The organism is Xanthomonas sp. NCPPB 3218 (assembly GCF_056725185.1).
This window is the reverse complement of sequence record NZ_CM161516.1, coordinates 4,711,410-4,734,225: the sequence shown is the minus strand read 5'-3', so window position 1 is coordinate 4,734,225 and position 22,816 is coordinate 4,711,410. Positions and strand designations below refer to the sequence as shown.

General features: G+C 66.1%; 17 protein-coding genes. 12 read left to right on the top strand and 5 right to left on the bottom strand.

Annotated features, from left to right (window positions below; translation table 11 throughout):
- The first annotated feature begins 20 nt into the window (after window positions 1-20).
- The 3 genes from AC1PLS_RS19915 to zwf all read left to right on the top strand — a co-directional run bounded on the left by AC1PLS_RS19915 (window position 21) and on the right by zwf (window position 4,072).
- Window positions 21-350: a low molecular weight protein tyrosine phosphatase family protein gene (locus AC1PLS_RS19915; protein ID WP_016902847.1), complete on the top strand. Its 330-nt coding sequence runs from the start codon at window positions 21-23 to the stop codon at window positions 348-350.
- A gap of 63 nt (window positions 351-413) precedes the next feature.
- Window positions 414-2,213, top strand: a complete 1,800-nt coding sequence (locus AC1PLS_RS19910) for a glycoside hydrolase family 15 protein (RefSeq protein WP_184434886.1) — start codon at window positions 414-416, stop codon at window positions 2,211-2,213.
- Complete coding sequence (gene zwf, locus AC1PLS_RS19905) at window positions 2,210-4,072, top strand: glucose-6-phosphate dehydrogenase (protein WP_184434883.1); 1,863 nt, start codon at window positions 2,210-2,212, stop codon at window positions 4,070-4,072. Before AC1PLS_RS19910 ends, zwf begins: the two co-directional genes overlap by 4 nt.
- A 557-nt stretch (window positions 4,073-4,629) precedes the next feature.
- On the opposite strand, the gene AC1PLS_RS19900 is transcribed toward zwf, so the two are convergent.
- Entirely contained in the window at window positions 4,630-6,441 is a 1,812-nt protein-coding gene (locus AC1PLS_RS19900; protein WP_054591201.1) for a monovalent cation:proton antiporter-2 (CPA2) family protein, read from the bottom strand.
- 548 nt (window positions 6,442-6,989) lie between these two features.
- Here AC1PLS_RS19900 and mgtE point away from each other — a divergent pair.
- From mgtE to AC1PLS_RS19855, 9 genes are all read left to right on the top strand, one after another.
- Entirely contained in the window at window positions 6,990-8,357 is a 1,368-nt protein-coding gene (mgtE, locus tag AC1PLS_RS19895) for a magnesium transporter (protein WP_184434880.1), read from the top strand.
- A gap of 259 nt (window positions 8,358-8,616) precedes the next feature.
- Window positions 8,617-11,325: a bifunctional acetate--CoA ligase family protein/GNAT family N-acetyltransferase gene (locus AC1PLS_RS19890; protein WP_104575744.1), complete on the top strand. Its 2,709-nt coding sequence runs from the start codon at window positions 8,617-8,619 to the stop codon at window positions 11,323-11,325.
- Between the two features lie 106 nt (window positions 11,326-11,431).
- The gene (locus AC1PLS_RS19885) at window positions 11,432-12,472 is read left to right on the top strand and encodes a DUF475 domain-containing protein (RefSeq protein WP_039814914.1); all 1,041 of its coding nucleotides are present in this window, start codon (window positions 11,432-11,434) and stop codon (window positions 12,470-12,472) included.
- Window positions 12,473-13,482: 1,010 nt separating this feature from the next.
- Window positions 13,483-15,981, top strand: a complete 2,499-nt coding sequence (locus AC1PLS_RS19880) for a ribonucleoside-diphosphate reductase subunit alpha (protein WP_046345023.1) — start codon at window positions 13,483-13,485, stop codon at window positions 15,979-15,981.
- Between the two features lie 185 nt (window positions 15,982-16,166).
- Window positions 16,167-17,210, top strand: coding sequence for a ribonucleotide-diphosphate reductase subunit beta (locus AC1PLS_RS19875; RefSeq protein ID WP_046345022.1), 1,044 nt, complete (start codon window positions 16,167-16,169; stop codon window positions 17,208-17,210).
- A gap of 200 nt (window positions 17,211-17,410) precedes the next feature.
- Complete coding sequence (locus tag AC1PLS_RS19870; RefSeq protein ID WP_184434877.1) at window positions 17,411-17,896, top strand: flavodoxin; 486 nt, start codon at window positions 17,411-17,413, stop codon at window positions 17,894-17,896.
- Entirely contained in the window at window positions 17,868-18,194 is a 327-nt protein-coding gene (locus AC1PLS_RS19865; RefSeq protein WP_024940689.1) for a thioredoxin family protein, read from the top strand. The genes AC1PLS_RS19870 and AC1PLS_RS19865 overlap by 29 nt, the downstream gene beginning before the upstream one ends.
- 40 nt (window positions 18,195-18,234) lie before the next feature.
- On the top strand, window positions 18,235-18,687 hold the full coding sequence (locus tag AC1PLS_RS19860; RefSeq protein WP_167764360.1) for a hypothetical protein: 453 nt from the start codon (window positions 18,235-18,237) through the stop codon (window positions 18,685-18,687).
- 38 nt (window positions 18,688-18,725) lie between these two features.
- Window positions 18,726-19,130 (top strand): acyl-CoA thioesterase, encoded by a 405-nt coding sequence (locus tag AC1PLS_RS19855; protein ID WP_184381480.1) that lies wholly within the window; start codon window positions 18,726-18,728, stop codon window positions 19,128-19,130.
- A 6-nt stretch (window positions 19,131-19,136) separates the two neighbouring features.
- Here AC1PLS_RS19855 and AC1PLS_RS19850 read toward each other — a convergent pair whose 3' ends face one another.
- The 4 genes from AC1PLS_RS19850 to AC1PLS_RS19835 form a co-directional block, all read right to left on the bottom strand.
- Window positions 19,137-19,652: a hypothetical protein gene (locus tag AC1PLS_RS19850; RefSeq protein WP_024940686.1), complete on the bottom strand. Its 516-nt coding sequence runs from the start codon at window positions 19,650-19,652 to the stop codon at window positions 19,137-19,139.
- A gap of 380 nt (window positions 19,653-20,032) precedes the next feature.
- On the bottom strand, window positions 20,033-20,977 hold the full coding sequence (gene panE, locus AC1PLS_RS19845; protein WP_184434874.1) for a 2-dehydropantoate 2-reductase: 945 nt from the start codon (window positions 20,975-20,977) through the stop codon (window positions 20,033-20,035).
- 5 nt (window positions 20,978-20,982) lie between these two features.
- On the bottom strand, window positions 20,983-21,786 hold the full coding sequence (locus AC1PLS_RS19840; protein WP_046345017.1) for an ABC transporter permease: 804 nt from the start codon (window positions 21,784-21,786) through the stop codon (window positions 20,983-20,985).
- A complete protein-coding gene (locus AC1PLS_RS19835; RefSeq protein ID WP_024940739.1) occupies window positions 21,783-22,799 on the bottom strand; it encodes an ABC transporter ATP-binding protein in 1,017 nt (338 codons plus the stop codon). The genes AC1PLS_RS19840 and AC1PLS_RS19835 overlap by 4 nt, the downstream gene beginning before the upstream one ends.
- Window positions 22,800-22,816: the final 17 nt, after the last annotated feature.

The window sequence follows — 22,816 nt, the reverse complement described above, 5'->3', positions numbered from 1 at the left end:
GCGGCGGCACACCGCTGCGGGTGCTGTTCGTGTGCAGCCGCAACCGGCTGCGCAGCCCCACCGCCGAGCGCGTGTTCGCCGACTGGCCGGGCGTGCAGACGCAATCGGCCGGGCTGGCCGCCGATGCGGAGGTACAGCTCACCCCGGAGCTGTTGCACGAAGCGCAGCTGGTGCTGGTGATGGAGCGTCGTCACCTGCAGTTGCTGCGTAAGCGCTTCGCCGCGCATCTGCGCCATTGCCGGGTGATCTGCCTGCAGATTCCCGACGATTACGCGTACATGGATCCGGCACTGATCCGTCGCCTGGAACACACGGTGCCACCGTTGCTGCGTCTGCCGGCGCAGTCGTAACCTGATCCCGACACCGCGCATGCAAAACTTGGCGCTCCCTCGCACGAAGGAAGCGCCTCTACGATGAGCGTGCGTATCGAGGACCACGCCATGCTGGGCAATTGCCACAGCGCGGCCCTGGTCGACCACCGCGGCACCATCGACTGGCTGTGTCTGCCACGTTTCGATTCCGATGCGTTTTTCGCGTCCCTGCTGGGCGATGAGCAGCACGGGCAATGGGCGTTGTCGCCGGCCGGCGACTTTCGCAGCGAGCGTGCCTACGAAGACGACAGCCTGGTGTTGTGCACGCGCATGCACACCGACACCGGCATGGTGGAACTGGTCGACTTCATGGTCGCCAGCGATGAAGGCGACGGCCACCAGCACCTGGTGCGGATCGTGCGTTGCGTGCAGGGCCAGGTGCCGATGCACATGCGCCTGACCTTCCGCTTCAACTATGGCCGCACCGTGCCATGGGTGACGCGCATCGACGGTGGCATCCGCGCCATTGCCGGCCCCGACCAACTGGCGCTGCGCTCGCCGCAGGCGCTGCACGGCGAGGACATGGGCACCGAAACCGACTTCACGCTGCGGCAGGGCGAGAGCACCTGGTTTGTGCTCAGCCACGGCCTGTCGCATCAGCCCACGCCGGCGGCGATCGATCCGGAACAGGCGCTGCAACGCACGACCGCGTTCTGGCATGGCTGGGCGCGGCGCTGCACCGATGTCGGCCCCTGGACCGCGCAGGTGCGCCGCTCGCTGGTGGTACTGAAAGGGCTCAGCTATCTGCCCACCGGCGGCATCGTCGCCGCACCGACTGCCTCGCTGCCCGAGCATCTGGGCGGCAGCCGCAACTGGGATTACCGCTACTGCTGGCTGCGCGATTCGGTGTTCACCCTGATCGCCTTGCTGCAGGCCGGCTATCGCGACGAAGCAGAAGCTTTTCGCGACTGGGTGCAACGCGCCATCGCCGGTTCGCCGGATCAGTTGCAGGCGCTCTACGGCATCGCCGGCGAGCGCCGCCTGCAGGAGTGGGAGGCGCACTGGCTGCCCGGCTATGAAAATTCCGGGCCGGTGCGGATCGGCAACGGCGCGGTGGACCAGTTCCAGCTCGACGTCTACGGCGAGTTGATCGGCGCGTTCCATTACGCGCGCGAAAAGGGCGTGGCGCCGCCGTCCGATGACGATGGCTCGTCGGCATCGTTGCTGGAAAAGGTGCTGGAAACGCTGGAAACGCTGTGGCGCCTGCCCGACGAAGGCATCTGGGAAATCCGCGACGAGCGCCGTCATTTCGTGCATTCCAAGGTGATGGCCTGGCTGGCGTTCGACTGCGGCGCGCGCGATGGCATCACCAACGCCGATGCGGCCAAGCGCGCGCACTGGGGCCGCATTGCCGACGACATCCGCGCCGAAGTGCTGGAAAAAGGCGTGCACCCGGACGGGCACTTCGTGCAGAGCTACGGCTCCGATCGCCTGGATGCGGCGTTGTTGCTGATCCCGATCGTGGGGTTCCTGCCGGCCGACGACCCGCGCATCGCCGCGACTGCCGATGCGATCGCACGCGATCTGACCATCGATGGATTGGTCGAACGCTATCGCGCCGACGACAGCGCCGACGGCTTGCCGGCCGGCGAGGGCACCTTTCTTGCCTGCAGCTTCTGGCTGGTGGAAAACTACGCCCTGCTTGGGCGCACCGAGCAGGCGCGCGCCCTGCTCGAGCGCCTGCTCGGGCTGTGCAACGACGTGGGCCTGCTCGCCGAAGAGTACGACCCGCGCAGCAAGCGCATGCTTGGCAACTTCCCGCAAGGGTATTCCCACGTGGCTCTGGTCAATGCGGCATTGCGCCTGCACGGACGCATGGGCAAAGAGGAAACACATCCATGAACGAACAAGCCACCACCCCGCCGTGCATCATCGTGGTGTTCGGTGCACGCGGCGATCTGACCAAGCGCCTGGTGATGCCGGCGCTGTACAACCTGCGCCGCTCCGGCGCACTGGGCGAGCAGTTCGCCATCGTCGGCATGGATCACGGCGATATCAGCGAGCGTTCGTGGCGCACCATGATGGGCCAGTCGATGACCCAGCTGCTCAGCAGCCGTGATGCCGAATTCCAGACCGACGAGTTCGACACCGACACCTGGGAGTGGCTGCGCGAGCGCATGCATTATCTGCGCGGCGATTTCACCGACCTGGGTGCCTATCAAACCCTGGGGGGCGCGCTGGAGAAGCTGCACAAGCGCTACGGCACCCAGGGCAACGTGCTGTTTTACCTGGCCACCGCCGCACGCTTCTTCGAGCCGGTATTGCTCAACCTGGGCGAAGCCGGGCTGGTCAAGCAACGCGAGGGCGAGGGCTGGCGTCGGGTGATCGTGGAAAAACCCTTCGGCCACGACCTGCCCAGCGCCGTCGCGCTCAACGCCACCGTCGCCAAGGTGCTGCATGAGGACCAGGTGTTCCGCATCGACCACTTCCTCGGCAAGGAAACCGTGCAGAACATCCTGGCGTTCCGCTTCGCCAATGGCCTGTTCGAGCCGGTGTGGAACCGCGACCGCATCGATCATGTGCAGATCACCGCCGCCGAAACCATCGGCGTGGAAGGGCGCGGGCGCTTCTACGACCCCACCGGCTGCCTGCGCGACATGGTGCCCAATCACCTGTTCCAGTTGCTGGCGATGATTGCGATGGAGCCGCCGGCTGCATTCACCACCGAAGCGATGCATCGCCGCCGCGCCGAAGTGATCGAGGCGGTGCGCCCGATCAGGCCCGAAGACGTGGTGCGTGGCCAGTACGCCTCCGGTGCGGTCAACCGCAGCGCCGTGCCCGGCTATCGCGAAGAAGACACGGTGCCGGACGATTCGGAAACCGAAACCTATGTGGCGATGAAGCTGCAGGTCGACACCTGGCGCTGGGCCGGCGTGCCGTTCTACCTGCGCACCGGCAAGCGTCTGCGCGAGCGCACCACCGAGATCGCGATCCGCTTCAAGCCCGCGCCGCTGGCGCCGTTCCGCAGCACCGAAGTGGGCGGCTATGGCCCCGACTGGCTGGTGCTGCACATCCAGCCCGACGAAGGCATCTCGCTGCAGTTCGACGTCAAACGCCCCGGCGCGCAGGTCAGCCTGGCACCGGTGCGCATGGACTTCCGCTACCGCGACTGGTTCCCCAAGGAATACACGGTGGGCTACGAGCGCCTGCTGCAGGACTGCATGAACGGCGAGGCCGGCCTGTTCCAGGATGCGGCAATGGTGGAAGGTGCCTGGCGCATCGTGCAACCGATCCTGGATGCCTGGAAGCAACCGCCCAGCGATTTCCCCAATTACGCCGCCGGCAGCGCCGGCCCCTCGGCCGCCGACGCCTTGCTGGCGATGAACGGTGGACACGCCTGGCGCGCGCTCACCCCCGGCCGCAAGCCACCGCCGCGCCGCGCACCGGAAGCGCGCAGCAGCGCCACCACGCCGATCAAGAAAGCCACCGGGAAGACGGTCAAGAAGGCTGCCAAGGCGCCGGCCAGGAAGATCACCAAGGCGGCAGCCGAAAAGGTCACCAAGGCGCCAGCCAAACGCGCATCCGCGGCTGCAGCAAGACCATCGCAGGATGCGGCTACGTCGCCGGGCAGTGCGGCAAAGAAAGCCGCGGGCAAACGCGCAACCAGCAAGGTCGCAAAGACCGCCGGCAAAACCGCGGCAGGCAAGAGCGCAGCGAAGAAGTCGGCCAGCAAGACCGCGGTGCGCGCGCCACGCCGCTGACGGAGGCAGCCGCCGCAGCTCCACGTAGGAGCGTGCCTGCGCGCGACGGGCTTTATCGGTAACGCCCGGGTCGCGCGCAGGCACGCTCCTACGAACGGCGCAGCGATGGTGGGTGGTTGGTGGGGGCGCTGCTGCAGGTGGTGTTCGCCTATATCGGCCCGGCCGCCATCACATCGGCGTATGACTTGGACGCAATCGGCCGCTTGCGTGCAGGTCGTCGCCGAGGCAACGATGGCGCCGTTGCCGTTGACGAACGATGCACCACATCCACGTAGGAGCGTGCCTGCGCGCGCCGGGATTTATCGGTAACGCCCGGTCGCGCGCAGGCACGCTCCTACGAACGGCGAAGTGATTGTGGGTGGTTGGTGGGGCTCGCCATCACATCGGCGTATGACTTGGACGCAATCGGCCGCTCGCGTGCAGGTCGTCGCCGAAGGCAGCGACGGCGCCGTTACCGTTGACGAACGATGCACCACATCCACGTAGGAGCGTGCCTGCGCGCGACGGGCTTTATCGGTAACGCCCGGGTCGCGCGCAGGCACGCTCCTACGAAGGGCTCAGCGATCCTGTGTGGTAGGCGCGGGCTCGCCGTCCACATCGGCCTTGATGTCGGCTTCGAACAGATTCATCAGGTCGGCGCGTGCGTCGCGCGAGGTCTGGATCACCTTGGCTTCGTCGTCGTAGACCAGGTGCTGGCGATGCAGCAACTCTTCGTCGTGCTGGCGGAAGCGTTTGACGTGATCCTTGGCGACCGCCTCGCCCAGGCCGAGCGAGGTCAGCACGCGTTCGCTCAGTTCCAGGCTGGAGGCGAACACCTCGCGGAACGGTTCGGCGCCCAGGTCCATCAGTTTCCAGGCGTGCTGGCGATTGCGTGCGCGCGCCAGCACCGTGGCCTGTGGATACAGCCGGCGGATCAGCCGCACCGTCTTGATGTTGGTGTCCGGGTCGTCCACCGCGATCACGAATACCTTGATGCGGTCGGCGCCAGCGGCGCGCAGCAGTTCCGGTCGCGTGGGGTCGCCATAGTACAGCTGGCTGCCGAAGCGGCGCAGATCTTCCACGGTGTCCGGGTTGTGTTCCAGCGCCACGAACGGCACATGCCGCGCGGTCAGCAGGCGCGCGACCACCTGACCGAAGCGGCCCATGCCGGCGACCAGCACCTTGGGCGTCTGCGCATCGATGGTGTCGAACGGGCGGTCGGACTTGGGCGCATGCAGCCGCAGCGGCCCGTTGAGGATGCGCTGCATGCCCAGCAGCAACAGCGGGGTCAGCGCCATCGACACGCCGACGACGGCCACCAGCCGGTCGTGGTTGGCGCGCTCCAGCAAGCCGACCCGATCGGCCTCGTTGAACACCACGAAGGCGAATTCGCCACCCAGCCACAACACGCTGCCCAGCATCAGGCTGCTGCGCAGCGGCAACTTCGCCACGCTGCCGATGCCGACCAGCAGCGAGAACTTGACCACCAGCAGGATCGCCACGCCGCCGGCGATCAGGCCTGGCTCGGCGACCACCCGGTTCAGATCGATGCCCATGCCGACCGAGATGAAGAACAGCCCCAGCAGCAATCCTTCGAACGGCTCGATCTGCGATTCGAGCTCATGGCGGAATTCCGAATCGGCCAGCAGCACGCCGGCGATGAAGGCGCCCAGGCTGGCGCTCAACCCGGCTTCCTGCATGATCCAGGCGGTGCCCAGCACCACCAGCAGGGCGCTGGCGGTGAACACTTCCGGCATGCGCGTGCGCGCCACCACGTTGAACAGATGGCGCAGCACGAAGCGCCCGCACAGGATCACCAGCGCCAGTGCTGCGACCGCCTTGGCCACGTCCGGCCATGCCAGCGTGGCGTTCTTGCTGCCGCCGAGCAGCGGAATGGCCGCCAGCAACGGAATGGCGATCAGATCCTGGAACAGCAGGATGGCGAACGCCAGGCGCCCGTAGTCGCTATTGAGCGCCTTGCGCTCGGCCAGCAGCTGCAGGCCCACCGCGGTGGACGACAACGCCAGCGCCACGCCGACGATCAACGCGCTCTTCCAGCCCAGGTTGCCGAGCATCAGCAGGCCACCCAGGATCAGCGTGGTCACCACTACCTGGGTGGCGCCGGCACCGAACACCGAATGACGCATCACCTTCAGGCGGGCCGGCGACAGTTCCAGGCCGATCACGAACAGCAGCATCACCACGCCGATCTCGGCCGCGCCGCTGATGCGCTCGGCATCCTGCACCACGCCCACGCCATCGGGCCCAAGCACCACACCGGCGACCAGATAGGCCAACACCGCGCCCAGGCCGAAGCGCTTGAACACCGGCACCGCCACGATGGCGGCCAGCATCAGCACCAGAGCCAGTTCCAGACCACCGCTATGCATGCACGTTCTCCGTTGAGGTTCGCATTATGCCGCCCGCGGTCGGCTGCTGGCCTGGATCGGCGTGCGCTGCGTGCAACTGTGTGGATTGGCGGTGTGCTCTGGTCCGGTGATGCAAGCCGGCAGCACCACATCGCGGGCAGCAATGCGCCACGTCGTCCGCATGACTGAGCCGCATGTCGCCAGGTCGTTCCGCATTGCATGCGTGCACGCAGCCGCCGTTGCAGGCAATGACCCACGGTCCTGGTCGGTCGCGCACGGCCGGTCGTCGGGTGCAGTGCAGTCGCTTGTCGACATGACAGGCCCGGCGTTGTGGCGTCCGCCTGGACGCCCGCTGAGCATGGCCTGCGCAGGGCATTGACCAAGCGGGCGCAGGCGCGCAGACTGCGCCGCGCTGCCGCCCGGATCACCGGTCGGTACGCACCCTTCGGAGCCCTTACTCATGTCCAGCGACAGTCACCCTAGACCCGGGTCGATGACCCAGCTGGCGCACGCCTGAGGCTCAGGTTCGCCGGCTGTCATCGACGACGGTCGTCACCAGGCGAACCACCATGTACAACGAAACCCTGCGCCTTGCCCAAGGCGTCGATGCCTTGATCGCACCCATCGCCGACTTCAACACGGCCGATGCGGTGGAATACCTCAACACCCTCGACCGCGACGAGGCCGCACAGGTGCTGGCCGCGCTGCCGCAGCCGCGTGCGGTGAAATTGCTCGAACAGCCCGAGCTGCATGCCGCCAGCGCGCTGGTCGCGTTGCTGCCGGCCGAGCAGGCCGCCTCCCTGCTCGGGCAGATGGCCGACGACCGCGCCACCGACATCTTCCATGGCCTGGATGCCGAGCAGCGCCAGCCGCTGCTGTGGCTGCTCAGTGCCGAGGCGCGGCTGTCGATCCAGGCGTTGATGCGCTACCCGCCCAATACCGCCGGCGCGCTGATGACCACCGAGTTCGTGGCGGTGCCGGCCGACTGGACGGTGGGCCGCACGCTGCAGCACATCCGCGAGGTGGAGCGCAGCCGCGAGACGGTCTATGCGATCTATCTGCTCGACCCGCACAGCCGCGTGCTGACCCAGGTGGTCACCATGCGCCGGCTGATCACCGGCGCGCCGGAGGCGCCGATCCTGGACGTGGCGCAGGTCAACCCGCCGGTCACGGTGGACCCGGCACTGGACCAGGAAGAAGTCGCCCGCCTGATCCGCCGCCACGACCTGCTGGCGATCCCGGTGGTGGATGCGCACGGCCATGTGCTCGGCATCGTCACCGTGGACGATGTGCTGGACGCATTGATCGCCGAATCCACCGAGGACGTGCACAAGTTCGGCGGCATGGAAGCGCTGGACAAGCCCTACATGCAGATCGGCTTCGGCCAGATGATCAAGAAGCGCGCCGGTTGGCTGAGCGTGCTGTTCCTGGGCGAAATGCTCACCGCCAGCGCGATGCAGCACTTCGAGGACGAGCTGTCCAAGGCGGTGGTGCTGACCCTGTTCATTCCGCTGATCATGAGCTCGGGCGGCAACTCCGGCTCGCAGGCCACCTCGCTGCTGATCCGCTCGCTGGCACTGCGCGAGCTGCGCCTGGGCGACTGGTGGAAGGTGGCGCTGCGCGAGCTGCCGACCGGGCTCACCCTGGGCACCATCCTGGGCATCCTGGCGATCGTGCGCATCACCATCTGGCAGACCGCCGGCCTGTACGACTACGGCCCGCACTGGCAGATGGTGGCGCTGACCATCGGCGCGGCGCTGATCGGCATCGTCACCTTCGGCTCGCTGTCCGGCTCGATGCTGCCGTTCGTGCTGCAACGGCTCGGCTTCGACCCGGCCAGCGCCTCGGCGCCGTTCGTGGCCACGCTGGTGGATGTCACCGGGCTGGTGATCTATTTCAGCATTGCCGCGGCGATCTTGAGTGGCACGCTGTTGTAATCGGTTGCCTTGGAGGCCTGGCGAGCAGTCGCCAGGCCTCTATCCATGCCGGACGTGTCTCGACTGACCGGAAGGGTGAATGCCTGCGTCCTTGGCGCATCAGGTGCATCGGCCTGGCGCATCGCCGACTCTAGCGATGCCTCTGCACCCCGGTAAGGGTGGTGACCCCGGCGTGACACACTCATGGTGCACAGCGCGCCGATGCCTGGATCCATCAGTGCGTGTACCGTAGCGCGATGGCATTGTTCTCTTCCGCACGATGAGTACCTACCACCTGCAGCAGGTCTTTCGTCCCACCACCGTGGCGGTGGTCGGCGGCAGTCCGCGCGATCGCTCGGCCGGGCGGGCGGTGGTGCGCAATCTGCGCGCGGCCGGGTTTCCCGGGCAGATCGGCTGGGTGAGCCCGCGCTACAGCGAGATCGATGGCGTGCGCACGGTGGGGCGGCTGACCGATCTGCCGTGGGTGCCGGACCTGGTGGTGATCACCGCGCCAGCGCGCATCGTGCCGCGCATCGTGTCGATCGCGGCGCGGCGCGGGGTGGCCGCGGCGATCATCCTCACCGCCGGGCTGGGCAACGGCCCCGGCTCGCCGGCCGCGCGCATGGAGGCAGCCGCGCGCGCCAAGGGCATGCGCATCCTCGGCCCGCACTGCCTCGGCGTGATCGCCCCACATGCGCGGCTCAATGCCAGCATCGCCGCGCATTGCCCGCAGGCCGGCGACCTGGCGCTGATCTCCGAATCCAGCGCGATTGCCGCAGCCTTGGTGGAATGGGGCGTGGCACGCTCGGTGGGGTTCTCGGCGGTGGTGTCGCTGGGCGATACGCTGGATGTGGATTTCGGCGATCTGCTTGACTACTTCGCTACCGACTACCGCACCCGCGCGATCCTGCTGTACGTCGAACGCATCGGCGATGCGCGCAAGTTCATGTCGGCCGCACGCGCCGCCGCGCGCGCCAAGCCGGTGGTGGTGGTCAAGTCCGGGCGTCAGTTCCGCATCAATCCCAATGCCGACACCCACGCGCAGGCGCTGGCCGGCTCGGACGCGGTGTATGGCGCGGCATTCGCACGTGCCGGCCTGTTGCGGGTGGGCGCGCTGGACGAATTGTTCGCCGCCGCCGAAACCCTGGGCCGGCTCGGCAGTTTTCCCGGCCGGCGGCTGGCCATTCTCAGCAACGGCGGCGGGGTGGGGCAGCTGGCGGTGGACCAGCTGGTGCTGCGCGGTGGCACCCTGGCCGAGCTGTCGGCCAAGACGCTGGAGCGGCTGGATCAGTCGCTGCCGCAGGGCTGGTCGCGCAGCAATCCGGTCGACATCATCGTCGATGCCGACGGGCCGCGTTATGCGGCGGCGATCGAAGCCCTGCTGGACGATCCGGAGAACGACGCGCTGCTGGTGGTCAACGTGCCCACCGCGTTCACCTCCTCGGCCGATGCGGCCAAGGCGCTGACCCGCGCGCTGGACCAACGCAACCGCTACCAGCGCGAAAAGCCGGTGTTTGCCGTATGGCTGGGCCAGGACGATGCGGCGATCGCCGCGCTCAATGCCGCGCGCGTGCCCACCTATGCGACCGAGTCGGACGCGGTGCGCGGCTTCACCCACCTGGTGCGCTACCGCGAGGCGCAGGCGGCGTTGATGGAGACCCCGCCCAGCCTGCCGGAAGATTTCGTGGTGGATGCCGGCATCGCCCGGGCGGTGGTCGACGACGCCCTGGCCGCCGGTCGGCGCTGGCTGGACCCGGTCGCCACCAACCGCCTGCTGGCCGCCTACGGCATCCCGATCGTGCCGCTGCAGGTGGCTGCCACCGCCAACGAGGCCGCGTTGCTGGCCGACCCGTTACTGGCCGTCGGCCGCACGGTGACCTTGAAGGTGCTGTCCAGCGACATCGCGCACAAGTCCGATGTGGATGGCGTGCGCCTGAACCTGTCCAGCGTGGCGGCGGTGCGCGAAGCGGCGACCGGCATCCTGGCGCGTGCGCGCGCCGCGCATCCCAATGCGCTGATCGAAGGAGTGATCGTGCAGCCCACCGTGCTGCGGCCCAAGGCGCGCGAACTGATCGCCGGGATCGCCGACGACCCGGTGTTCGGCCCGGCGATCGTGTTCGGGCGCGGGGGCACCGCTGTGGAAGTGATCAACGACCGCGAACTGGCGTTGCCGCCACTGGATCTACGCCTGGCCCACGAGCTGATCGGCCGCACCCGGGTGTCGCGCATCCTCAAGGCCTACCGCGACGTGCCGGCCGCCGACGAGCGCGCGGTGGCGTTGGTGCTGGTCAAGCTGGCGCAGCTGGCCGCCGACATCCCCGAAATCACCGAGCTGGACATCAACCCGCTGCTGGCCGACCGCGATGGCGTGATCGCGCTGGACGCGCGCGTGGCGGTGGCGCCGGCGCGCAAGCTGCACAAGGGCCGCGGCCATCCGCGTTTTGCGATCTTCCCGTACCCGAAGGAATGGGAGCGCCAGATCGGGCTGGGCGATGGCACGCATGCGCTGGTGCGCCCGGTGCGCCCGGAGGACGACGCGCTGTTCCGCGCGTTCTTCGCACGGGTCACCGACGAAGACCTGCGGCTGCGCTTCTTCCAGTCGGTCAAGCATTTCAGCCACGAATTCATCGCGCGGCTGACCCAGCTCGATTACGCGCGCTCGATCGCGCTGGTGGCCATCGACCCCAAGACCGGCGACATGCTCGGCGCGGTGCGGCTGCATGCCGACGCCGACTACGAGCGCGGCGAATACGGCATCCTGATCCGCTCCGACCTCAAGGGCCACGGCATCGGCTGGCAGCTGATGCGCATCATGATCGAGTACGCGCGCTGGCTGGGCCTGAAGCAGATCGAAGGCCAGGTGCTGCGCGAGAACCGCACCATGCTGGCGATGTGCCAGAGCCTGGGCTTCGGGGTCCGCCCGGATCCAGACGATGCGACCCTGATGGCGGTGACACTCCCTATAATGGGCGAGCCACGCCCGGCCTGACCTCGCGTCACGCCGCGGTCCCCCATCCTCCACCGCATGCCGGATCTGCCGGGCCTCACCCTGGCCGGTTGCTTCGGCTGTCGTCTCGGCCCGCCTGGGAGTGTCAATGTTCCGCGATTTCAGAATGTCGTTTTTGGTCACAGCGATCTGCCTGGGCCTGGCTGCCTGGTGGGGTCATACCTCCTCGATGGGTATCTGGCAGGCGCTGTGGCTGTGCCTGGTGCTGAGCGTGCTGGAGGTGTCGTTGTCGTTCGACAACGCGGTGGTCAACGCCGGCGTGCTCAAGCACATGAACGCGTTCTGGCAGAAGCTGTTCCTCACCGTCGGCATCCTGATCGCGGTGTTCGGCATGCGCCTGGTGTTTCCGATCGTGATCGTGTCGGTGGCCACCGGCATGGGCCTGGTGCCGGTGATGCAGATGGCGCTGAAGGAGCCGGACCGCTACAGCCAGGTGCTGACCGACAACTACCCGTCCATTGCCGCCTTCGGTGGCATGTTCCTGTTGCTGGTATTCCTGAACTTCCTGTTCGACCAGGAGCGCAAGCTGCACTGGCTCGGCCCGGTGGAACGGCTGGTCGGCAAGCTGGGCAAGGCCGATGCGATGTCGGTGATCGTGGCGGTGACGGTGCTGCTGTGCACCAAGCTGTTCCTGCCCGAGGCCATCTTCCAGAGCGTGCTGTTCGCCGGCCTGGGCGGCATCCTGCTGTACCTGCTGGTCGGCAGCGTGGATGCCTTGTTCGAGTCCGAAGAGAGCGAAGACGGCATGGGTCCGGCCAAGCGCTCGGGCATTGCCGCCTTCCTGTACCTGGAAGTGCTGGACGCCTCGTTCTCGTTCGACGGGGTGATCGGCGCGTTTGCGATCACCCGCGATGTGGTCATCATCATGCTGGGCCTGGCGATCGGTGCGATGTTCGTGCGTTCGATGACGGTCTATCTGGTGCACAAGGGCACGCTGGACGAATTCGTGTTCCTGGAGCACGGCGCCCATTACGCCATCGGCGTGCTGGCGATCATCATGCTGGTCGGCACCGTGTACCACGTGCCGGAAGTGCTGACCGGCCTGATCGGCGTGGCCTTCATCGCCGCCTCGGTGTGGTCGTCGATCCGCTACCGCAAGCGCCACCACATCGGCCCGACCGAGATCTGATCTCGCGCAAGGCGTCACGCCATCCACTCAGCGCCTTTGTGGCCATCTGTGGCTTGGCTGCAGGGCCCTTGCCCGCCCACCACCGCGGGACACGCCGCAAGTACGTCCATGTAGGCTCTTACGCGGCATCCCTGCCGCGTAAGGTCCCGCGACGGTGGGCGGACAAGGACCAGTCGAGATGGTCGGTGTGCGTGGTTTTCGATAAGGCAACCGACGGACTTTCTAGTGCGGTGTCCTCGCCGATTGCGGGACCGTGCGGCGGCATGCATGCCGCCACCGAGTCCCCAGGGACGGGTTCACGGCGTGTCCCGCGAGCGGTGAGGGCGCCGCGCCCCTCGACCCAACGTCGGCAGCGGCGAGTTCCTCCCATTGCCGGTGTCAGGGCAGGCGCTCCAGGCGTGCGGTGCCGCCTGAGGCAGGGATCGCACAACTGTGACCAGCTTCAGTCTCGATGGGTGTCGCAGCCAACCCAACCGGACCCAACTGATCGACAGAATTACCGGTTTGGGCCTTGACTGCGCAGTCCAATTGGACGGGTTCGCAGCTCCGCGCCGACCGTTCGTCAGACAGTGCTTTGTGCTGTAAGGGTTTTCGGGATTTTCCTACATTTGGTGTTGACCCCTCCGGGGGACCCCACTATCTTGGGGGAGTCGGTGGTTGGTCGCCCCAAGGCGTCCGGACCAGTGAGAGCATGATTTGCAGCAGGTTGCCAATCAAACGCCTCTCCGCGGCGGCAGCAACGAACGATCACAGCCATCCGGGCGTCGCCTGGAGCAGGCGGCGTGGTCTCGTTGCGCCGCGGTTGTTTCGCCACCGACCACTGCGCGACAGCACACCGCGCGGTGGCGGCCGTGGAATCTCCGGGAAGGAGATGGCTGGTGAAGGCGATGCCGCCGCAGACCGTGGGTCTTGCGTGCTGGTCGTCGCGCACCGCCATCGCTATCCAGGGAGTCCGGATCCGGCCGCAACCCGTCCCCAGCCGGGTTCGTGTGCCTACGCATGGAGGACGCATGACCACCAACGACACCCTTGCCGCGATCGCCACCGGTACCGCAACACCCACCAGCGTTCCTGCCAGTGTCAGCGCGCCCGGTTGCGGCGCGCCGGAGTTGACCGACCCGTCGGACATCGTGCCGCCTCCCCGCCAAGCCATTGCAATGCACGCACAGACCATCGAAGAACAAGCCGTCGCCACCTGGATCACCAAGGAAGCCGGCAACCGTCGGATTCCGTTCGAGCCGGAGCGCCTGGAGCGCGCCATCGACCAGATCCATGCCGAATTCCCGCAGCTGGACGTGGCCGACTACAAGCGCTCGGTGTTCGGCTTCGTCGACCGCAAGGACAGCGTCAACGCTGACGACCTGGTCGACCACCTGATCCGCGAGGCCGAGGCCCGCGTCGATCTGACCACCCCGGAGTGGGAGCACTTTGCCGCGCGCCTGTACCTGCGCCGCCTGTACAAGCGCGCCAGCCGCAACCGTTTCTACGACGCCAGCCAGAAGTACGGCTCGTTCGTCGGCCTGCAGGAGAGCCTGGCCGACCGCAATGTCTATTCCAACGACATCCTGCGCCGCTATTCCAAGGACGAGCTGATCGAAGCCGGCAAGATGATCGAGCCTGAGCGCGACAAGCTGTTCGCCTACAACGGCCTGTACCTGCTGGCCACGCGTTACCTGGCCACCGACAACTCGCGCGGCGTGTTCGAGCTGCCGCAGGAGCGTTGGCTGACCATCGCGCTGTACCTGATGCAGGACGAGATCGGCAACGGCAAGGGCAGCCGCGAGCGCCGCATGCAGTTGGTCGGCGAGGCCTACTGGGCGCTGTCCAACCTGTACATGACCGTGGCCACCCCGACCCTGGCCAATGCCGGCAAGGTCGGCGGCCAGCTGTCGAGCTGCTTCATCGACACCGTCGACGACAGCCTGCAGGGCATCTACGACTCCAATACCGACGTGGCGCGCGTGTCCAAGCACGGCGGCGGCGTGGGCGCGTACCTGGGCTATGTGCGTTCGTCTGGTTCGGCGATCCGCGGCGTGTCCAATTCCTCCGGCGGCGTGGTGCCGTGGATCAAGCAGCTCAACAACACTGCGGTGTCGGTGGATCAGCTGGGCCAGCGCAAGGGCGCCATCGCGGTCTACCTGGACATCTTCCACCGCGACATCGAGGCGTTCCTGGATCTGCGCCTGAATAACGGCGACCAGCGTCTGCGTGCGCACGACGTGTTCACCTCGGTGTGCATCCCCGACCTGTTCATGGAAGCGGTCGAGCGTCGCGGCGACTGGTATCTGTTCGATCCGCACGAAGTGAAGCGGATCAAGGGCTGGTACCTGCAGGACTTCTACGACGAGAAAAAGGGCGACGCCAACAGCAGCTTCCGTCGCAAGTACGAGGAAGTGGTTGCCGACGAGCGCATCACCCGCAAGACGGTCAAGGCGATCGAGATCTTCAAGCGGATCATGGTCAGCCAGCTGGAAACCGGCAACCCGTTCATGTTCTATCGCGATGAAGTCAATCGCAAGAACCCGAACAAGCACGAGGGCATGGTCTATTCGTCCAACCTGTGCACCGAAATCCTGCAGAACATGAGCCCGACGCGGATGATGCAGGAGATCATCAGCGGCAATCAGATCGTCACCACCAAGAAGGCCGGCGACTTCGTCGTGTGCAACCTGTCCTCGATCAACCTGGGCCGTGCGATCACCGTGCAGGCAGACCAGGCCGATCTGCTGGGCGCCGACGTGCTGGAGCGCTTGATCCCGATCCAGGTGCGCATGCTCGACAACGTGATCGATCTGAATCAGTTGCCGGTGCCGCAGGCCACCATCACCAACCAGAAGTACCGCGCCATCGGCCTGGGCACCTTCGGCTGGCACCATCTGCTGGCGCAGAAGTCCATCCACTGGAATGCCAAGGAAGCCGAGGACTACAGCGACGAGCTGTACGAGCGCATCAACTATCTGACCGTGCAGGCGAGCATGGAGCTGGCCAAGGAAAAGGGCACCTACAGCGTGTTCCGCGGCAGCGATTGGCACACCGGCGAGTACTTCCGTGCGCGCGACTACAACAGCCCGCAGTGGCTGGAGCTGTCCGCGCAGGTGGCCGTCAACGGCGTGCGCAATGCCTGGATGCTGGCGGTTGCGCCGAACATGAGCACCGCGCAGATCGCCGGTTCCACCGCCTCGATCGACCCGATCTACAGCGCGTTCTACTACGAAGAAAAGAAGGACTTCCGTCGTCCGGTCGCCGCTCCGGGCCTGTCGCTGGAAACCTGGCCGTACTACGAAAAGGGCGCCTACAAGGTCGACCAGTTCGCCAGCGTGCGCCAGAACGCGCGCCGCCAGCGGCACGTCGACCAGTCGATCAGCTTCAACTTCTACGTGCCCAGCACCATCCGTGCGAGCACCTTGCTGGACCTGCACATGACCGCCTGGCGCGAAGGCCTGAAGACCACGTACTACGTGCGCTCCAACGACATCGACATCAGCGAATGCGAGTGGTGTTCGAGCTAAAGCGCATGCAGTAGCTAAAGCGCATTCGCGCTTTCGCTTCCACGGTTCGCGTTGCGAACCGTGGACCCTGCTTCACCAGCTCCCACACCCCGCGCCTTCGGCGCGCCCCCTGACTCAGGGGCTTTCCTCCAGATTGATTTGTTGCGCCGCCGTACGCGCGACGCCTGAAACACGAGTAGAAACCCATGTCCGCAACATCGCTTGAGCGCATCAAGATCCTGGAGCCGCGTCACCCGAACCGCTCCACCGCCATCATCAATGGCCAGACGTCCGGCATCCTCAACTGGAACGACATCCCGTACCCGTCCTTCTATCGGGCTTACAAGGAGCTGTCGACCAACTTCTGGATCCCCGACGAAGTGGACATGAAGGGCGACGCGCGCCAGTACAACGAGCTGTCGGCGCGCGAAAAGAACGCCTACGACTCGATCATCGGCCTGTTGGCCACGCTGGATTCGCCGCAGACGCGCTTCATTTACAACGTCGCCGAATACATCACCGACCCGGCTGCGCATGCCAATGCCGCGATCATCGGCCAGCAGGAAGTGATCCATAACGAGAGCTACAGCTACGTGCTGGCCTCGATCACCGGCCTGGCCGATCAGAACCGCGTGTTCGAGATCGCGCGCACGCATCCGACCATCATCAAGCGCAATGCGCCGATCATGGGCGCCTACGAAGACTTCATGCGCGACAAGACGGCCGAAACGCTGATCCGCGCGCTGATCCAGTCCTCGATCCTGGAAGGCATCAACTTCTATTCCGGCTTTGCGTATTTCTACAATCTGGTCCGCCAGAACCGCATGACCGGCACCGGCAAGATTATCAGCTTCATCAACCGCGACGAGCTGGCCCACTCCAAGTTCATCAGCGAGCTGATTCGCGCCATCATCGGCGAGAACCAGGCATTGCAGGGCGACCAGCTCACCGACTACGTGCACAAGGCGTTCGAGCACGCGATCGACCTGGAAACCCAGTGGACCGCCGAAGTGCTGGACGGCATCGACGGTATCGATGTCGACGAGATGATCCGCTACGTGAAGTACCGCGCCAACAAGATGGCCGGCATGCTCGGCATCGAGAAGCTGTACGAAGGCGCCAACGACAACGTGATGCCGTGGATCAAGGCCTACGCCGACAACTTCACCGAAACCAAGACCGACTTCTTCGAGATGCGGAATGCCTCGTACAAGAAGACCAACTCGGATAACGGCTTCGACGATCTCTGAGGAGCCGGGATTAGGTATTCGGGATTTGGGATTCGTCGCAGCCGCATCGATGCGCTTTACGAATCATCAAGATCCGGGATTGGAGAGTGGGTAGGTGGGATTTGCAACAGCAACTTGATGTGCTTTGACGAATCTCCAGTTCGACTCTCCAATCCCTGCTTTAGACGAATCCCTAATCACGACTCCCGAATCCCCGCCCCATGAACATCCTGCTCGCACTGGCCTCGTTGAGCGGCAACACGCGCGATGTCGCGCGCAGTGTTGCACTGCGCTGCGAAGCGGCCGGGCATGCGGTGACCTGGGTGGAAACCGATGTGCAGACGCTGGCGCAGGTGCCGCATGCGCCGGGGCAGTACGAACTGTTTCTGCTCGGTAGCTGGACCGACAACGGCGGCCGTACGCCGGCAGAGATGAAACGCTTCATCGTCGAGTTGGTCGAGACGCTGGGCAAGCCGCCGCGGGTGGCGGTGTTCGGCACCGGCGAAACGCAATGGGGCGAGGACTATTTTTGCGGCGCGGTGCATCGCATCGCTCAGTTCTTCGCCAGCCCGTTTCCACGTTTGACCATCGAACAGATGCCCCACGGCCAGCGCGACGCGCAGGTCATCGCCGCCTGGACCGACGAGGTCCTGGCCCAATGCAAGAACGATCCCCATGATGCAGACCATTACCGTCACGTCGCCTGAGCACTACACCGCCGCCCTGGCTGCGCATCCGCGCTTGCTGGTCGACTATTACAAGGACAATTGCCCGGGCTGCAAGATGCTCGACATGTCGCTGACCAAGTTCGCCGCGAGCGAGGACGCCGCGGGCGTCGCACTGCTCAAGGTGAAGCTGGAAGTGGTTGGCGAGGAGTTCTTTCGCAGTCTGGGCCTGCGGCAGACGCCGACGTTGGCCTTGTTCAAGGACGGTGCGGAAGTGACACGTCTCCCCGGTTTCCAGTCGCCGGCGCAGGTCGAAGCGGCGGTCCGTAGCGGGCTGTGAGCGCGCCGGAAGTCCATCGCAACCGCGCAGGCTTCCGGCGATGAACGCCACCGTCACCATCGTCGCCTGGAGCTTCCTGCTGGCGGGGCTGGGGTTGTTGACCGGTGCGGCGCTGTTGCCCGATCAGGCGCGCTGGATCTTGTTGCTGCTGGGCGTGGCGTTCGGCGGCGTGGGGGGCGGCATCCTCGGTTATCGCGTCTGGCATGCGCGGCGTGCTGCGTGGTTGCGCCGGCATGGCACGGTGGTGGAAGCCCGCTTCGTGTGCGTCGAACGCAATGCGTCCTTGCAGGTCAACGGCGTGCACCCGTTCCGTATCCTTGCCCATCGCCAAGACCGCACGCACAACACCCTGACTGAGTATCGCAGCGACAACCTGTGGATCGATCCGCAGCCGTTTCTGGTCGACGGGCAACCGCTGCGGGTCCTGGTCGATCCACGACGCCCGGCGCGCTACCACATGGACCTGAGCTTCCTGCCGACGCTGCGCAGCTGATCTGGCTGGCTTTCCTTCCTCCTTCCGGTACCGCCTTCATGAGCAGCTCCACCACCGTTGCACCGACCGAGGCCCGCATGGCCGAGATCGTGTTTCCCAACCACACCAACCACATGGGTACGCTGTTCGGTGGGCAGGCGCTGGCGTGGATGGACAAGGCCGCATTTCTGGCAGCATCGCGCTATGCGCGGCGTTCGGTAGTCACTGCACGCTCGGATCAGGTGGATTTCAAGCTGCCGATCCGCCAGGGCCAGATGGTGGAAACCATCGCGCGGGTGGTGTCGGTGGGGCGCAGTTCGATCAAGGTGGAAGTGGAACTGATCGCCGAAGACCTGCTCAGCGGCGCACGCGAGCTGTGCACCCGCGGCCACTTCGTCATGATCGCGCTCGGCGACGACGGCAAGCCGACCACGGTGCCGCCGCTGCCCGCGGTCAGCAGCTGACGGCGCTTATTCCTCGACCTCGCGGTCCTCGCGCTTGGTTTCCGCCATCGCCTCGGGCTCCAGCTCTTCGGCGCTGCGATTGAGTTTGACGAATACGCCCCAGGCGATCAGCAACAGCGCCGCGCACAGGCCCACCGCCGCCGCATACGGCAGCTTGGCCGGGTCGTCGTGCATCAGCTCGAAGATCGACACGAGCGTTTCGATCGCCAGCGCAATCACGATCACCACGAAGAACCGCGACAGGTAGCGGCGTACGCGCGTGGGGCCGCTGACCTTGACGTCGCGCAGGATCTCTTCCTCGAAGATGGTCTGGCCCAGCTCCAGCGTCACCAGCGCCACGGTGAGCAGGCCGATCGCCTCCAGCACCACGTTGAAGCGGTCGCGCACCACCATGTCGCCGCCCGGGGTAAAGCCATGCCACAGCTCCAGCCCGGCCATCGCCACCAGACCCGCCGCGCACAGCACGAAAAACGCCAGGATCACGAAATGACCGGCACGGAACAGGTGGCTGAGCGCTTTCATCGGCGGCGACACGGGCAAGGGGACGCAGAGCATCGTGTGCACCGCGTCGTTGCAGTGCGAAGGCAATGGCAATGCCCACGCCCATGTCGGCGGTGGCGCGTTGCGGCAGATGTCGCCTTGCAGTGGTCGTGCGTTGACACTGCAACGCACGCGCCCGATCGAAGCAGGCATCAGGAACCGGCTTCTTTGCGAAGACCGCTTCAACGATCAGCGCCGAAAGGACACCAATCAGCTGCAACAAGCGTGGAGGTGCCAGAGAGGGAGGGCGCCACGCGAAAAGCCGTCCGCTCCAGGTCACAGCCCGTCCCCCACCGGGGGAAGGTGCCCGCAGGGCGGATGGGGGTACGGTGCACACGCAGCCCAACAACCGCCCAAAACCCTCAGCTATGCCGCAACACCTGATACGCCTGCAGATGCACATTCGCCGCCATCAGCAGCGGCGCGTTGCGCCCTGTCTCGCGCACCCGCTTCAACATGTCGCCGACGATCTGCGCCGCTTCCACGTCCTGGCCGGCTTCCAGATCGCGCAGCATCGAGGCCTTCAGCGGCGAATCCACCTGCAACAAGGTCTGCAGCGCCTTGGCGCGCGCAGCTTCCGGAATCGGCTGCCCGGCCGCATCGGCGGCCCACAGGCACTCGTTGTACAGGCCGTTGATCAACGCCCGGCCGTCGTCGGTGGCCACGATCGCCCCGACCGGCGCACGCATCAGGCAGGTGGCCGCCGCCAGCGCGGTGAGGAAGCTGTACTTGATCCATTGCTCCTGCGCGATCTGCTCGCTGGCCACATGATCGATGCCGGCCTGCGCGCAGGCCGCCGCAAGCGCCTGCACCCGTGCCGACGCGGCGCGGCCATCGCGCTCGCCGAAGGTCATCGCCGCCGGCTTGCCCAGGTGCAGGATTTCGCCGTGCTCGCCCTTGGTCGCGCTGATGAAGCACAGCCCACCCAGCACCCGCGCCGCACCGAAACGCTCGTCCAGCGTCGCGTAATGGCGCAGGCCGTTGAGGATCGGCAGCACCGTCGTGTGCTCGCCCACCGCCGGCGCAATCGCCTCGATCGCGCTATCCAGGTCGTAGGCCTTGCAGCTGAGGATCACCAGATCGAACGGCCGCTGCGCCACCAGGGCCGGCAGGTCCTGCGCGGTGACATGCGCCACCGGCAGATCTGCATCGCCCAGCGGGCTGCGGATGCGCAGGCCATCGGCCTGCAACTGCGCCGCCCGCGCAGCGCGTACCAGAAAGGTCACATCGACCCCGGCCTGCGCCAGGCGTCCGCCGAAATAACCGCCGGTGCCGCCGGCACCGAGGATGAGGATACGCATCGCCATCGTCATCAGCTCCGCAAACCCACGCCACGGCGCAGCAGCCACAGCGCCAGCGCGCTGAGCACCGCGACAAAGCCCAGCATCAGCGCGTAGGCGACCCAGATCGGCACGTCCGAGCTGCCGAGCAGGCCGTAGCGGAACGCGTTGACCATGTAGAAGATCGGGTTGGCGTGGGTGGCCGCTTCGGCCCACGGCGGCAGCAGCTTCACCGAATAGAACACGCCGCCCAGATAGGTCAGCGGGGTCAGGATGAAGGTCGGCACGATCGCCACGTCGTCGAACTTCTTGGCGTACACCGCATTGACGAAGCCCGCCAGCGAGAAGATGGTCGCGCCCAGCAGCACCGTGGTCAGCGTGACCAGCGGATGCGGGATGCGCACCGGGGTGAAGAACATCGCGATGATCAGCACCAACGCGCCGACCATCACCCCGCGCAGCACCGCGCCGGAGACGTAGCCCCACAGGATCACCCAGTTGGGCATCGGGCTGACCAGCAGCTCCTCCACATGCCGGCCGAACTTGGCGCCGAAGAAGCTGGAGGAGATGTTGCCGTAGCTGTTCTGGATCACGCTCATCATCACCAGGCCCGGCACGATGAACTGCATGTACGAGTAGCCGCCCATGTCGCCCACGCGCGAGCCGATCAGCCCGCCGAAGATCAAGAAGTACAGCGTCATGGTGATGGCCGGCGGCACCAGGGTCTGGCCCCAGATGCGCAGGATGCGCTGCACTTCGCGGCGCACGATGGTGCCCAGCGCAGTCCAGTTGCGGCGCGCGTTGGTGGGTTCGGTCACGGTGCGAATCTCGTTCATGGCTGGCCTCCGCTGCGCGGCTGCGCGGGCGGTGTGCCGTTGGGGGCGACGGGCGTGGGGGCGGTGGCCGGTACCGGGGCGTCACCGGTCAGGCGCACGAACAGCTCTTCCAGGCGATTGCTCTTGGTGCGCATCGAGCGCACCCGGATGCCGGCGCTGCCGAGCGTGGCGAACACGCGGTTGAGGTCCATCGCGCGCGGCATGTCCAGGTCCAGCGTGTGGCCATCGATGGCGGTGAGCGTGGTGCCTTCGATCACCGGCAGTTCGGCCGGCAGCACACCGTCGATATCGAACAGGAAGCCTTCCACGTCCAGCTTGGCCAGCAGTTCGCGCATCGGCCCCTGGGTGACGATCTGGCCGTGGTTGATGATGGCCAGGTTGCGGCACAGGTGCTCGGCTTCTTCCAGGTAATGCGTGGTCAGGATGATGGTGGTGCCGGCGGCGTTGATCTCCTTGAGCACGCGCCACATGTCGCGGCGGATCTCGATGTCCACGCCGGCGGTGGGCTCGTCCAGGATCAGCAACCGCGGCTGGGTCATCATGGCGCGGGCGATCATCAGCCGGCGCTTCATGCCGCCGGACAGCGTGCGGCTCATCACCTGGGCCTTTTCCCACAAGTGCGAGCGGCGCAGCTCGGCTTCGGCCAGCGCGGCGGCCTGCTCGCGCGGCATGCCGTAGAAGCCGGCGTAGTTGACCAGGATGTCGAAGGGTTTTTCGAACAGGTTGAAGTTGACCTCCTGCGGGACCAGGCCGATCAGGCGCATCGCATCGCTGCGTTGGCCGACCAGGTCGGTGCCGAACACTTCCACCTGGCCGGCGGACAGGTTCACCAGCGAGCTGATGATGCCGATCAGGGTGGATTTGCCGGCGCCATTGGGGCCGAGCAGGGCGAAGAAATCGCCTGGCGCCACGTCCAGCGAGACGCCCTTGAGCGCCTGGGTGCCGTTGTCGTAGGTCTTGCGCAGATCGCACACACGCAACGCGGGTGCGGTGATCGGAGATGGAGAATTCAAGATGTTCCTTCGCGTCA